Origin of the sequence: Alcaligenes faecalis (genome assembly GCF_002443155.1) — a bacterium.
GTDB lineage: Bacteria > Pseudomonadota > Gammaproteobacteria > Burkholderiales > Burkholderiaceae_B > Alcaligenes > Alcaligenes faecalis.
In genome coordinates this window covers 1,874,730-1,888,726 of sequence record NZ_CP023667.1, presented here as the reverse complement: position 1 = coordinate 1,888,726, position 13,997 = coordinate 1,874,730, and the positions used below count along the sequence as shown (strand labels likewise).

The 13,997-nt window shown below is 56.0% G+C and carries 13 protein-coding genes and 1 pseudogene; 12 read left to right on the top strand and 2 right to left on the bottom strand.

What is annotated here, in order from left to right; all coding sequences use genetic code 11:
* Nucleotide 1 precedes the first annotated feature (1 nt).
* Genes CPY64_RS08805 through CPY64_RS08760 form a run of 10 tightly spaced genes read left to right on the top strand, consistent with a single transcriptional unit; the run spans nucleotide 2 to nucleotide 9,019 of the window.
* Nucleotides 2–1,147 (top strand): thiolase family protein, encoded by a 1,146-nt coding sequence (locus tag CPY64_RS08805; protein WP_042480859.1) that lies wholly within the window; start codon nucleotides 2–4, stop codon nucleotides 1,145–1,147.
* Nucleotides 1,144–1,950, top strand: a complete 807-nt coding sequence (locus tag CPY64_RS08800; RefSeq protein WP_080723684.1) for an IclR family transcriptional regulator — start codon at nucleotides 1,144–1,146, stop codon at nucleotides 1,948–1,950. Before CPY64_RS08805 ends, CPY64_RS08800 begins: the two co-directional genes overlap by 4 nt.
* Nucleotides 1,947–3,173, top strand: coding sequence for a CaiB/BaiF CoA transferase family protein (locus CPY64_RS08795; protein ID WP_042480855.1), 1,227 nt, complete (start codon nucleotides 1,947–1,949; stop codon nucleotides 3,171–3,173). Before CPY64_RS08800 ends, CPY64_RS08795 begins: the two co-directional genes overlap by 4 nt.
* Nucleotides 3,170–4,003 (top strand): alpha/beta fold hydrolase, encoded by an 834-nt coding sequence (locus CPY64_RS08790; RefSeq protein WP_042480852.1) that lies wholly within the window; start codon nucleotides 3,170–3,172, stop codon nucleotides 4,001–4,003. Before CPY64_RS08795 ends, CPY64_RS08790 begins: the two co-directional genes overlap by 4 nt.
* 8 nt (nucleotides 4,004–4,011) lie before the next feature.
* A complete protein-coding gene (locus CPY64_RS08785) occupies nucleotides 4,012–4,758 on the top strand; it encodes an SDR family NAD(P)-dependent oxidoreductase (protein ID WP_042480850.1) in 747 nt (248 codons plus the stop codon).
* A 38-nt stretch (nucleotides 4,759–4,796) separates the two neighbouring features.
* Nucleotides 4,797–5,552, top strand: a complete 756-nt coding sequence (locus CPY64_RS08780; RefSeq protein ID WP_042480846.1) for an SDR family NAD(P)-dependent oxidoreductase — start codon at nucleotides 4,797–4,799, stop codon at nucleotides 5,550–5,552.
* 26 nt (nucleotides 5,553–5,578) lie between these two features.
* A complete protein-coding gene (locus CPY64_RS08775) occupies nucleotides 5,579–6,112 on the top strand; it encodes a type II 3-dehydroquinate dehydratase (protein WP_042480843.1) in 534 nt (177 codons plus the stop codon).
* Between the two features lie 39 nt (nucleotides 6,113–6,151).
* A complete protein-coding gene (locus tag CPY64_RS08770; RefSeq protein WP_042480840.1) occupies nucleotides 6,152–7,129 on the top strand; it encodes a TRAP transporter substrate-binding protein in 978 nt (325 codons plus the stop codon).
* A gap of 54 nt (nucleotides 7,130–7,183) precedes the next feature.
* Nucleotides 7,184–7,714: a TRAP transporter small permease gene (locus CPY64_RS08765; protein WP_042480839.1), complete on the top strand. Its 531-nt coding sequence runs from the start codon at nucleotides 7,184–7,186 to the stop codon at nucleotides 7,712–7,714.
* An 18-nt stretch (nucleotides 7,715–7,732) separates the two neighbouring features.
* Nucleotides 7,733–9,019, top strand: coding sequence for a TRAP transporter large permease (locus CPY64_RS08760; protein ID WP_042480836.1), 1,287 nt, complete (start codon nucleotides 7,733–7,735; stop codon nucleotides 9,017–9,019).
* 138 nt (nucleotides 9,020–9,157) lie between these two features.
* Here the strand turns inward: CPY64_RS08760 and CPY64_RS08755 are convergent, their stop codons facing one another.
* Nucleotides 9,158–9,574, bottom strand: a complete 417-nt coding sequence (locus CPY64_RS08755; RefSeq protein WP_042480834.1) for a MerR family transcriptional regulator — start codon at nucleotides 9,572–9,574, stop codon at nucleotides 9,158–9,160.
* Nucleotides 9,575–9,702: 128 nt separating this feature from the next.
* On the opposite strand from CPY64_RS08755, the gene CPY64_RS08750 reads away from it, so the two are divergent.
* The gene (locus CPY64_RS08750; RefSeq protein ID WP_042480832.1) at nucleotides 9,703–11,088 is read left to right on the top strand and encodes a dihydrolipoyl dehydrogenase; all 1,386 of its coding nucleotides are present in this window, start codon (nucleotides 9,703–9,705) and stop codon (nucleotides 11,086–11,088) included.
* 133 nt (nucleotides 11,089–11,221) lie between these two features.
* Here the strand turns inward: CPY64_RS08750 and CPY64_RS08745 are convergent, their stop codons facing one another.
* Entirely contained in the window at nucleotides 11,222–11,575 is a 354-nt protein-coding gene (locus tag CPY64_RS08745) for an ArsR/SmtB family transcription factor (RefSeq protein ID WP_009457063.1), read from the bottom strand.
* 209 nt (nucleotides 11,576–11,784) lie between these two features.
* Between CPY64_RS08745 and fusA the strand changes: the two are divergent.
* Nucleotides 11,785–13,901 (top strand): annotated as a pseudogene (fusA, locus tag CPY64_RS08740) (elongation factor G).
* The last annotated feature ends 96 nt before the right edge of the window (nucleotides 13,902–13,997 follow it).

The following is a 13,997-nucleotide window of genomic DNA, read 5'->3' as shown; positions in this document are numbered from 1 at the left end:
GGTGAGTGAAGCATATGTAGTCGGCGCGGCCATGATTCCCATGGCTCGTCATAAAGAATCCAGCTATACCGGTTTGGCCTTGCCAGCAATCCTTAACGCGATGGCCAGTGCCGGTGTACAGGCTCAGGATATTGATGCTGTTGTTTGCGGCCACGCCTTTGGTGGCATGTTGACGGGGCAGCGTCTGGTCAAGGAAATCGGTATTGGTACAGTGCCTGTCGTCAATTGCGATAACGCCTGCTCGGGTGGGGCCACAGCTATTCACTTGGCGTGGAAAGATATCCAGGCTGGCCGACACGACGTCGTGCTGGTGATCGGTGTGGACAAGCTGACGCAGTTTGGCGGAGGCACCTTGCCTTTGGTACAGGAGGATCCCGAGGTCAAGCAGGGCTTGGTGATGCCTGCGGTGTATGGCATGCGTGCTCGTCGGTACCTGCATGAACGCAATCTGGGGCCAGAAGTTCTGGCGCAGGTCTCCATCAAGGCTCGCACACACAGTAAACATAATCCCTATGCACAGTATCGCGATCCACTGACCGTGGAGCAGGTGCTGGCATCCCGTCCTATTTGTGACCCACTGACCTTGCTGCAATGTTGCCCTACGGGTGATGGCGCGGCGGCCTTGATCATGGTGTCCGAGCGTGCCTTGAAACGCTTGCAGAAACCTGCCATGCGAGTCGCTGCGTCGGTGCTGCATTCCGGTCAGGCGACCAGCGGTTTTCGCGATATGACTCGTCCCGAGATTTCGGCGGAATCTGCCCGCGATGCCTACAAGATGGCGGGGATTACAGCCCAGGATCTGGATGCGGTTGAGCTGCATGACGCGTTTACAATCGCCGAACTTATTTATTACGAAGCACTAGGTTTGTGTGAGGTCGGGCAGTCTGCTCAGTTCCTGCTGGATGGCCGTAGTACCTACGGCGGTGATGTGGTGGTGAACCCCAGTGGCGGTTTGCTGGCCAAGGGCCACCCAGTGGGAGCAAGCGGTGTGGCCCAAGCCGTGGAAATGTACTGGCAACTGACACACCAAGCCGGAGAACGTCAGGTTCCAGATGCTCGCTACGCCATGACACACGTCACGGGTGGCGGTATTGCGGGCCTTGATCATGGTGCTTGTGCAATCCATATTTTTGAAGCCCAGATATGACCACACAAAACACGTCCACCTCTACTAGTTCAACCGGAACCGTAAGCCGTGCGCTTCAGCTATTGGCTGTCTTGGCGGAGTCCAATGGCCCGGTAACCGTCAAGCAAGTGTCCGAGCAAATGGGCCTGGCCCCTTCAACGGCTCACCGCTTGCTCAATCTGCTGCGCAAAGATGATTTTGTTGCGGTGGTCAGTGGTGGAAGTGGTTTGTACAGCATTGGGCCTGAATTTTATCGAGTAGCGGCGCAAGTGATGAGCGCTGAATCCAAGCCTGCCTTGGCACAAAAATCTCTGGACGAGATTGCTTCCGAGTTCAACGAGACTGTCCTGTTTGGCACGTATGCCGTCAGCGAGTCGGCCATGAGTTTTGCCGCCATCGCACGAGGCGAGCACAAGCTGCAATATCAGATTGATTTGCACAAACCCATGTCCCTGGTCTGGGGGGCTTCCGGCAAGGCTATTTTGGCGTATCTGGATCAGGACACGATAGAGCGTGTGTATGCCAAGGCCGAGACCTCTCCGGCGCAAGATGCACCTTTGCCTGCTTTGGAGTCGCTTTTGGCAGAGCTGAGCGAAGTGCGCCAGAACGGCTATGCCCACAGCATGAGCGAGAAGTTGCCCGATGCACGCGGGGTTGCGGCCCCCGTCTTTGATAACCACGGCATTGTGGGCTGTATTTGTTTGACCATGCCCACTACCCGTGTGCCCAGTGCAGGTTTGAGCGCCATTACCGCTGCCGTTATTCATCATGCCGAAAAACTGTCCGAGATGTTCGGATACCGACATAGAAAAACCAAATTATGAGTCATACCGCTACCGCGCAGCCCCTGGCAGGCTATAAGGTCATCGACCTCACTACCTTTTTGTCCGGTCCCTTCTGCACACAGGTGCTGGGGGATCTGGGGGCTGAAGTGGTCAAGATCGAGGCACCGGAAGGTGACTCCAGCCGCAGTATTCCCCCCCATTTTGTGGGTGAGGATAGTGCTTATTATCTGAGTATCAATCGCAATAAAAGCAGTTTGGCGGTAAATCTGAAAACCGCTGAAGGGCTGGACCTGGTTCGACAACTGATTCTGAAAGCGGATGTGGTTGTGGAAAATTACCGCCCGGGCGTGGCGGCCCGTCTGGGCCTGGACCCACAAGCCTTGTGTGAGGAACACCCCGGTCTGGTCTGGGCGTCCATTAGTGGTTTTGGGCAAACCGGCCCGGATCGTGACAAACCTGCTTACGACATGATTGTGCAAGCCCTGTCAGGCGTCATGAGCCTGACGGGCGAAGAGGGCAGACCAGCCGTACGTTTGGGCATTCCAGCCGGTGATACGGTCGCTGGCTTGTACGCGACTATCGCCATCAATGCCGCCCTGGCCGACAGGGAACGTACCGGGAAAGGCCGGATTGTGGATGTGGCGATGCTGGATTGCCAGTTGGCCATGCTGTCTTATCAAAGTGCCTATTCCTTGATTGCGGGCGTGACGCCCGCTCCCCAGGGCGCCAAGCATGACTCTATTCCTACCTACCGCTCTTTTCGGGGTGGTGATGGCCGCGAGTTTGTAGTGACGGCTAATACCGAGAGAATGTGGCAAGGCTTGTGTCGTGTACTGGGCCTGGAGTCGCTCATTGATGATGAACGCTTCCAGACTGGTGCCAGTCGCCTGAAAAACAAACATGCCTTGTGGGAGCAGCTTGAAAGCGCTTTTGCGACACAGGCGGCTGCACATTGGATTCCATTACTGGAAGAGCATAGTGTCCCGGTTGCGCTGATCCAGTCCGTGCCAGAGGCATTGGCACATGCTCGCGATTCAGAACGCAGCATGATTCTGGCCCTTCAAAATGAAGATCACAGTATTGAGGTCGTTGGAAACCCCATCAAATTTGTGGGCGCCGAAGCCACTCCATCTCGTTTCCCTCCCAGGAAGGGGGAGGATGATGCGCGCGTGTTGGGTGAGTGGTTAAGCCTGTCTGCTGACGCCGTGTCGTCTTTACAAAGTAAAGGCGTGTTGTTGAACAGTACGTGCAGCCAAGCATGACGACCCCATTGGTCAGGCTTCCTTACCCCGGGTCCTTGCTCGTTGCGCAGAAGGGCACGAGCGGCGATGAAGGTGTCATTGCCTTGCACTCCATCGGGGTCGATGCGCGTTCCTTTGACGCACTGTTCAGCCACTTGGCTGCCGTTTATCCGTGTCTGAGTTACGACCTGCGAGGCCATGGCTCGGCCGCTGCGTTATCGCAGTTCGACCTGGATACCTTGGTGGATGATGCCGTCAAGGTGGTGGAGTCCTGCCGTTTTGACAAGGTTCATTTGCTGGGGCATTCGATTGGTGGGGTGATCGCGGCGTTGGCAGCGGCCAGGCTGGCCGATTGTCCCTCTAAAAAGGTGCAAAGCCTGAGCATTATTGCCAGCCCGCCAATGGGCTTGGCGGTATTTGGTGAGCGGGCCCAGGCCATGCAGCATGAAAGTCGTCAAACCATTGTAGAGACCACCATGCAGCGCTGGTTTGGTGGCCTGGCGACCAGCCCTGAGCTAGCCCAGGCCATACAGTACGCAGAGCAACAGCTCAGCCTGGTTCCGGTGCAGACATTGCTGAGCAGTTGGCAAAGTCTTGCCCAGTTTTCCGGGTACGGTGAGCTGGCGGCGCACTTGCCGGCCACTTTGCTGCTGACGGGCAGTCAGGATCTGTCTACGCCCGCCAGTGCCATGCAAATCATCCTGAATGCCTTGCACAAGGCGGGCAAGACACAGACAGCCCTGCACGTTATTGATGGGGGAGGGCACATGTTGCCGCTGACCCCGCCCGATACCTTGATGGCCTTGCTATTGGCGCATTTCAAGGCGTCTGGTACCACACATTTTTGCTAGGAACGCTTATGTCAGACTTTACAGGCCGAATTGTTGTTGTCACAGGTGCCGCAGCAGGCATAGGCCAGGCTGTATGCCAGCACCTGCTGGAACTGGGCGCCATTGTTGGCGGTATTGACCGTCAGCCTGAGGGCATTCCGGAAGGGGCCACGGCTTTGATTGCCGATGTGACCGATCAGGCATCCTTGAATCGGGCGCTGGCCGGGTTTGCCCAGGAACAGGGTCGTATTGATGTCTTGGTCAACAACGCCGGTGTGAGCTTTGTGGGCACGATAGAAGATGGCAGTGACGAAGACTGGCTACGCATTTTTAACATCAACGTGCTGGGCTATATGCGTAGTACGCGTGCGTGTTTGCCGTATTTGCGTCAGTCGAAAAATGCCGTGATCGTCAATATGTCTTCCTGCACCGCGATCAATGGTTTACCCGAGCGTGCGCTGTATTCAGCCAGCAAAGGGGCGATCCAGTCCATGACACTGGCCATGTCCGCCGATTTGATTGCCGAGCAGATTCGCGTAGTGGGTATCGCCCCCGCGACCGTAGACACCCCCTTCATGACCGAGCTGGCCAATCGCACTAGCGATCCGGTGGCCAAGCGCAATGAGTTTCACCGTCGCCAACCCACCGGGCAAATGGTACAGCCCGAGGAGGTTGCTCGCCTGGTTGCCCACGTTGCCCATCCGGGTGCGCTGTCCTACACCGGCACCATCATCAATATTGATGGTGGTATGGCTACCTTGCGTATGCCTGCCTGAACACATTCATACCCATACCAATCAAAGAAGGAACTATCGTGAGATTTGAAAATAAAACAGTGATTATCACCGGAGCGGGCCAAGGGATTGGTCGTGCCTACGCGCAAGAATTTGCCAAGGCAGGTGCCGCAGTGGTGGTTGCTGATTTGAACATCGAAAAAGCACAGGCTGTTGCTGCAGAAATTCAGGCAGAGAATGGTCAGGCCCTGGCCGTCAAAGTTGATGTGTCGGACGACAAGAGCACGGCCGAGATGGTTGCACAGGCAGTCAAAGCCTTCGGCACAGTAGACGTGCTGATTAACAATGCGGCCGTTTTCTCGACTCTGAAAATGAAGCCATTTGAAGAAATCGACGCAGACGAGTGGGACTTTGTGATGGGCGTGAATGCCCGTGGTGTCTTTAACTGCATCAAGGCGGTATCGCCCTTCATGAAGCAGCAACAAAGCGGCAAGATCATCAATATTTCTTCCAGCGTTGTGGTTACGGGCCGCGCGAATTACGCGCACTACGTGGCCTCCAAAGGGGCGGTTGTCGCCTTGACCCGCGCCCTGGCTACCGAGCTGGGTGAATACTGCATCAACGTCAATGCCATCAGCCCGCACGGCATTGTGACCGAAGTGCCACGCGACACCATTCGTCCAGAGCAATGGGACGCCATCATCGCTGCCCAAACCCTGAAACGCAAAGGGGATGTCAGCGACATGATCGGCGCCACCATGTTCCTGGCTTCCGATGAAAGCAAATACATCACGGGTCAGACACTGAATGTGGATGCTGGTCTGCGTTTTAACTAATCCCACTTGGCAAGAGGCTTCCAAGCATGAGTGCACATAACTTCACCATCACCCGTTCTTCCAACCGCAAACACCTTATCGCTGTGATTGATGGCCCGAACATGTCGAGCCTGGGTAAGCGCAGCAAAAAAGTCTATGGAAACATTCAGTCCCTGGACGAGCTCAAGGCGTGTGTGCGCAACTTTGGTGAGCAGTTGGGTGTAGAGGTCGAAAATTTTTCGTCCAACCACATGGGCGATATTTTGGAATACATCCACGAGTCCGCTCATCGGGTAGATGGCTACCTGATCAATCCCGCTGGCCTGACCACAATTGGGGAAGGCGTGCGTCATGCCCTGGAAGACACTGAGCTGCCTGTGATGGAAGTTCACTTCTCGAATATTGCTGCAAGTGCAGGCGCGGCCCGTGGTTTGGGCGGTGGCAGCATTCAGTCCAGCTTCACTCATACCGCTACTGGCATTTGCATGGGCATGCGTCATTACAGCTATCTGGCTGCCTTGACCGCCATGACCCTGGCTCTGGATGATCAAAGCTTCCTGGGCCGTCCTTCCGGTCAGTAGTCCACCTCTTTTCATATAACGATTAATACGGAGGAAGACATGAAAAAGTTTTCTCTACTCGCTACCGTTTTTGCCGCTGTTGGCTTGTTCAGCAGTGTTGCCGCTCAGGCAGAAATCAAACCCGTTACGCTGAAGTTTGCGCATATCTATGCTGCCCAGGACCACTGGGGGCAAACCGCAGAGCGCTTCAAGGCTGCTGTGGAAGAGCGTTCGGGCGGGAAAATCAAGATCAATATCGACGCCAATGGCTTGACCGGTGACTGGCCTCAGTCCATCGAAGGTTTGCGCATGGGTACCAACCACATTGTGCTGCAAAGTGTGGGAGCACTGGACCGCTACGCAAAATCGGCCGGTGTCGAAGCCTACCCCTACCTGATTCGCGATATGGATCACTACCGTGCGGTTTATACCGGTCCAGTCGGCCAGGAACTGTATGACCAGATCGCCAAGGAAAGCGGGTTCAAGCTGGTGGGGGCGGCCTATCGTGGCGCTCGCTATCTGACTTCGAACCGTGTGATTCAAAACCCGGACGATTTGCATGGCCTGAAAATGCGTGTCCCGCCACTGCGCATGTATCGCAGCACCTGGACCACGCTGGGTGCCAGCCCGGTGCCTATGGGCATGGCTGAGCTGTTCACCTCCCTGCAGCACGGCATGATCGATGGTCAGGAAAACCCCTTGGAAGTGATCAAGAACGTCAATCTGTTCGAAGTGCAAAAGAACGTGGCTGAGACCCAGCACACCATCGGCGCCATGACATTGATCTACTCGGACGCCTACTTCAAGAAACTGCCGGAAGAAACACGCCAGATTCTGCAGGAAGAGGGTGAGCGTGTGATGAAGGAAGCCACGGATCGCATGATTGTGGAAGAAGAAAACATGAAGCAGTTCCTGATCGGAAAAGGCATGGCATTCAACGCCGTTGACCGCGAAGCCTTTGCGACCAAGATTCAAGCCATGGATGCTGAGTTCCCTGAGCTGCAGGTTTGGCTGGATAAAATCCGCGCCGTTCAATAATGAAAAAATCGGGACATGCGTCACCCTCATGTCCCGACCCCACAGGTAAAAGTTATGACAACTAACAACGTACCGACCAAAACAGAAAATTGGGCCGATAAAAGCGCGTCTGTTATTGAAAAGGCGCTGGACTGGATTATCGGCAGCATGATGTTTGTGATGTGTGCGGTTATTGCATGGCAGATCTTCTCTCGCTACGTCCTGAAAGATATGTCCTCTTGGAGTGAGGAAGTTGCTCGCTTCTTGATGGTGTGGATTTCCTTACTGGGCAGTGCGGCTGTATTGCGCCGTAGTGGTCATGTCACGGTCACGATTCTGCTGGATCACATTTCAAGCAAGCTCAAACGACGCGTCTTGATTATTCGCGACCTGCTGATGCTGGCGACCTTGCTCTGCATTACCTACTACGGTTGGGAATTTGCGCAAATCAATGCGGTTCAGCTCTCGGCAGCGATGGATATCCCCATGTCCTGGGTCTATGCGTCCCTGTGGCTGGGAATGGGCTTGTGCGTGGTGATTTTGCTGTTAATCCGCTTGGGCAGTCAGCCTGATTGGACATCTGGCAGCATCGACGAGCATCCCTAAGTACGGAAAACACTTTTTATGATCACCGTAACCTTAATTACCCTTCTGACGCTCATTCTCATGCTGATTGGCATGCCGATCGGCTTTGCCATCACGGCGGGCGTTCTGGCTGCTTTGGTAGCACTGGGTGATATCAGCTTGATGGCGGTTCCACAGCAATTGTTCAGCGGACTGGACAGTTTTTCCTTGCTGGCCATTCCGTTCTTTGTCTTGGCCGGTAGCTTGATGACCTCCGGTGGCTTGACCAGTCGCTTGCTGGATTTTGCCAATGCCTTGTTGGGCCGTTTCAAAGGTGGACTGGCCATGAGCGGTGTGCTGGCCTCGGGCATGTTTGCCGGTATCTCCGGCTCGGCTGTGGCAGACACCAGTGCGTTAGGCCGTATCATGATTCCCGCCATGATTCGATCTGGCTATCCCCCCGGTTTTGCAGGCGGCGTTATTGCAGCCGCGAACGTGGTGGCTCCCATCATTCCGCCTTCCATCCCGTTTATTGTGGTGGCCGTACTGACAGGCCAGTCCATCACGACCTTGTTCTTGGCCGGTGTGGTGCCAGGTGCTCTTTATATGCTGTCCATGCTGGTGATGAGCTGGTGGATCAGTAAACGTAATAATTTCCCAACGCAAGGTAAAGCTTCGGGCCAGGAAATCTGGATTACCTTTAAGAACTCGGTCTTCGCCTTGTTGCTGCCAGTCTTTATTCTGGGTGGCATTCGCAGTGGTATTTTCAATATTACCGAGGCCGCCATCATGGCGGTGATTTATGCCTTGCTCGTCGGGACGTTGGTTTACCGTCAGATCACCTGGAAAATCTTTGTAGACAGCCTGGTGGGCGCCGCTCATACCACCGCTGTGATCATGATCATCGTTGCAGCAGCGCGTGTCTTTAGCTGGCTGCTGGCGTACGTCAGTATTCCCGAAGCCATTTCCGCTTTCGTTTTGGAAAACATCAGCAACCCGCTTGTGTTCCTGCTGTTCGTCAATGTGCTGTTGCTGATCGTGGGTATGTTCCTGGAAACCAACGCCGCCTTGGTGATGTTGATTCCTGTGCTCTATCCCATTGCGATGAAGCTGGGGATTGATCCGACTCACTTTACCGTGGTTGCCGTCGTGAACCTGTGCATCGGTCTGATTACACCACCCGCCGGCTTGTGCCTGAATATCTCGTCCTTGCTGGCTCGCATCTCTTTGGAGCGTGGCGTGGTGGGGATTGCTCCCTTCCTGTTCACGGCCTTGCTGGTACTCATTATCTTGACCCTGTTCCCGCAAGTGTCGGTGTGGCTGCCTAATTTGGTGGCTGGTTCCTAGCCTATCTGGAGCTTTGGCACGATGCCGCTGCCTCTCAAGCCTTGTTGAAGGGTTGAGAGGTTTTTTTTGGCCGCTTTGTTTTAAGAGGTTCGGGGAGGTATGCCGACAAGCGGGGCATGTGCCTGGATGAGCCTGCGCTCAGGCTGTGGTCTTTACCGACCCGGAGCAATGGCCGCCTTCCAAACCATCCAGGATGGGGCAGTCGGGATGCTGGTCCCCCTGGCATTGTTCAGCCAGCACCCGCAGCTTGGCCGCCATGTCCAGTAAGAGGGCGGCTCGGCTTTCCAGCGCTTTGATATGTGCCTGAGCCAGCTGCTTGACCTCGCTGCTGGGGCGTTGCTGATCACGCCATAAGCTGGTCAGTTGCTGAATGTCCGCCAGATTGAAACCCAGGTCCTTGGCACGAACGATAAAGTGCAAGGTATCCAGGTCCTGATCCTGGTAGACGCGGTAGCCATTGGGGGCACGGTCACTATTCAGGAGTCCCAGATCTTCATAGTGCCGAATCATCTTGGGTGTCAGGCCGGTGATGCGGGCCGCTTCACTAATCAGCATGGGCTTTCCTCGGGCAGTGCAAGGGGACTGCGTTATGATTGAAAGAGTCAATTCTGCACATTGTAGAACGGGCGGTCGGGCAGGTCATCTGGCCCCTGATTGCCTTGGTATGGACTCAAGGAGCGGTTATGAAAGAAATTCAGTGTGATATTGCCGTAATTGGAGCAGGGACAGCAGGCATGACAGCGTATCGTACGGCCAAACGAGCCGGCAAACGAACGTTGATGATTGAATCAGGTCCTTATGGCACCATGTGCGCGCGTGTTGGCTGCATGCCATCCAAATTGCTGATCGCAGCTGCCGATGCTGCCCATCATGCCCGCCATACCGCTCCTTTTGGTGTTCACGTAGACGGCAATATCCGCATTGAAGGCAAAGAGGTCATGGACCGCGTGCGTCGCGAGCGGGATCGCTTTGTGCAGTTCGTGGTGGACGATGTGGAAGGCTTTGATGCCGAAGACAAAGTGCGTGGCCATGCCCGTTTTGTGTCCGAGCATGTGCTGGAAGTGGATGACCATACCCGTATCACCGCAGGGCACGTGATTATCGCCACCGGCTCCACGCCCGTGCGCCCCAAGGAGCTGGAGCCGCTGGGTGCCTTGCTGATTAATAACGAAGACGTGTTCGACTGGACGGATTTACCGGACAGCGTGCTGGTTGTCGGTACGGGCGTGATTGGCCTGGAGTTGGGTCAGGCGCTGGCGCGTGTGGGCGTGAAGGTGTCCATTATCAACCGCAGCCAGAGCCTGGCTGGGCTTTCTGATCCTGAGGTGCGTGAAGCTGGGCGGGCGATTTTCAATCAGGAACTGAACATTCGCGCTGACGTAACCGTGTTGGGCAGCGAAGTCGTCAATGGCAAGGCGCGCGTGCGCTTGCAGGTGGACGGTAAGGAACTGGTCGAGGATTACGACTACGTTCTCGGCGCCGCAGGCCGCAGACCACAGTTGGATAATCTGGGGCTGGACAATACTCCTGCACAGTGGGATAGCAAAGGACGAGTAGTGTATGACCCTGCCAGCCTGCAGCTAAAAGGCACCTCCATTTATCTGGCGGGTGATGTGAACCAGCGTGCGCCGATCTTGCACGAGGCAGCGGATGATGGTCGTCTTGCTGCTTTGCAGGCCGTCAGCAATGGCCAGGACGAGCCTATGACGCGTCGTGCGCGCATGGCGGTGATGTTCACGGATCCACAGGTGGCCGTGGTTGGCACGCCCTTTAAATCCCTGCCAGAAGGCGCGGTGACAGGGAGTGTGAACTTCGGCAATCAGGGCCGTGCCCGCGTGATGCTGGTCAACCGTGGCTTGCTGCATGTGTATGCGGATAAGGAAGGCAAGTTCCTGGGAGCTGAGATGGTCGGGCCTCAAGCCGAACATATCGCCCATTTGTTGGCCTGGTCCTTGCAGATGGGGCTGACCCTGGATCAGATGCTGGCCATGCCGTTCTACCACCCCGTATTGGAAGAGGGCTTGCGCACGGCGCTGCGCGGTGCTCAATCAGCCTTGCGCGGCAAGTAAGCCCGTTTGAACGGGTCTGATTCCGTGCTTGGGTTCTTGCCCCGGCAATCCCGATCCTGTCTGTGAACTGCCCGCCAAAAGTTGGATGCTGATCCGACCTTTGGCGGGCAGTTTGATTTTCAGGGTATTTTTATTATTTAGCGGCGTTTTGCAGATGCTGTGCAGTGGTTGCTTCGGTCACCGGGTCATTTTCCAGCGCGCCCAGCAAGGAATGCAGCAGGCCGGGAAAGCGCTCCTCCAGATCGTCCTTGCGCAGCGATAGCAGGTTTTCTCGTCCAGAAGGCCGTTGCCAGATCACGCCGCTATCGCGCAAGACACGCCAGTGATGCGTCATGGTGGATTTGGTTTGGCCTTGCAGCAGCGAGCCACATGCGCGTTCGCCTTCAGAGGCCAGAGCACGCACAACGGCCAGGCGCAAGGGATTGCCCAGGGCAGTCAGTACATTTTCCAAGCGAATCTGCGCGCGCTCGGGATGATTGGGAAGCATGTAGAGTCCTGTCATTATTCGTCGCGGTGATTGTACCTGTGTCCACGTACCGTTTTCGCCCTGTGCTGTGGTTTGGATGCATGGCGCGTAGAAAAAATCTTGTTAATAGTACGATTGTAGGCGTACTATCTGATTGTTATCAACCACTGGAACAACCGGAGCCCGGGTGCCTTGCACTGCAAGGCAGGACGACTCCAAGGACAATCATCATGGCTCGCCATACACCCATCACTCGCTATCGGAACATTGGTATCTCGGCGCATATTGACGCTGGTAAAACCACTACGACGGAGCGCATTCTTTTCTACACCGGCGTCAGTCACAAGCTGGGGGAAGTGCATGACGGGGCGGCCACCATGGACTGGATGAGCCAGGAGCAGGAGCGTGGCATCACCATTACTTCGGCGGCCACCACCTGCTTTTGGCGAGGCATGGATGGCTCGCTGCCCGAGCACCGCATCAATATCATCGACACTCCCGGCCACGTGGATTTCACCATCGAGGTTGAACGCTCCATGCGCGTGCTGGACGGCGCGGTCATGGTGTATGACGCCGTCGGCGGGGTACAGCCGCAATCTGAAACGGTGTGGCGTCAGGCCAACAAGTACAAGGTGCCGCGCCTGGCCTTCGTCAACAAGATGGACCGCGTGGGGGCGGATTTCTTCCGTGTACGTCAGATGATGGTGGACCGCCTCAAGGCCAATCCTGTGCCTGTGGTGATTCCTATGGGCGCTGAAGATGGCTTCAAGGGCGTGATCGACCTGCGCTTGATGAAAGCGATCGTGTGGGACGAGGCTACTCAGGGCATGAGGTTCAGTTTTGAGGACATCCCTGATGATCTGCTCGCTACGGCCAGGCAGTGGCGTGAGCGCATGTTGGAAGCGGCGGCAGAAGCCAATGAAGAGCTGATGAATCAGTACCTGGAAACGGGTGAGCTGAGCGTGGCCCAGATTACGCTGGGCCTGCGCTTGCGCACCATTGCCGGAGAGATTCAGCCCATGCTGTGCGGCTCGGCCTTCAAGAACAAGGGCGTACAACGCATGCTGGATGCGGTGGTGGAGCTGCTGCCTTCTCCCGTCGATGTGCCCGCTGTGCAGGGCGTGGACGAGGCTGGTGAAATCGTCACTCGTCAATCTGACGACAATGAGAAGTTCTCGGCACTGGCATTCAAGTTGATGACGGACCCTTATGTCGGCCAGCTGACCTTTGTGCGAGTGTATTCCGGTGTGCTGGCCAAGGGTGATAGCGTCTATATTCCGGGCCGTGGCAAGAAAGAGCGTATTGGTCGGATTGTGCAGATGCATGCCAATGACAGGCATGAAGTCGATGAGCTGCATGCGGGTGATATTGCGGCCTGCGTTGGCCTGAAAGAGGTCAGTACAGGTGAAACCCTGTGTGATCCATCGGCCATCATCACGCTGGAGCGCATGGAGTTTCCCGAGCCGGTGATTCGTCAGGCCGTGGAGCCCAAGACCAAGTCCGATCAGGAGAAGATGGGGATTGCGCTCTCGCGTCTGGCTTCAGAAGATCCGTCCTTTCATGTCAGCACGGACGAGGAGTCGGGCCAGACGATTATTGGCGGTATGGGCGAGCTGCATCTGGAGATCATTGTGGATCGCATGAAGCGCGAGTTTGGCGTGGAAGCCAATGTGGGCAAACCGCAAGTGGCCTACCGGGAAACGATCAGCAAGACCGTGCGGGATGTCGAAGGCAAGTTCGTGCGTCAGTCCGGTGGTAAAGGACAGTACGGCCATGTGGTCTTCACGCTGGAGCCACAAGAGGCAGGCAAGGGCTTTGAGTTTGTCGATGCCATCAAGGGCGGGGTGGTGCCGCGTGAGTACATTCCGGCAGTGGAAAAGGTGTGCTGGAGGCCCTGAACAGTGGTGTGCTGGCGGGCTATCCCGTGGTGGATGTGAAAGTCACCTTGACCTTCGGTTCCTACCACGATGTGGACTCGTCCGAGCAAGCCTTCAAGATGGCGGCGATCTTTGGTTTCAAGGAAGCGGCCAAGCAGGCATCACCCGTGATCCTTGAGCCCATGATGGCGGTGGAAGTGGAAACGCCTGAAGACTATGCCGGCAATGTGATGGGCGATCTGTCCAGCCGCCGTGGCATGGTGCAGGGTATGGATGACATGGTGGGGGCGGGCAAGCTGATCAAGGCGGAAGTGCCTTTGTCCGAAATGTTTGGCTATGCCACCACGCTGCGTTCCATGTCCCAGGGCCGTGCAACATACACCATGGAGTTCAAGCGTTACGCGGAAGTGCCCAGGTCCATGGTGCAGGATCTGGTGGCTGAACGTCAGAGCACACGACACGGAGGCTGATACAAAAGGGGACGGGTGTTCCTGTGTCTCACCAGGCACGGGAACACCCACCCCGATGCTTTGCCTGTTGTTGTTGTGCTGAGGGCGCTGTTGGCC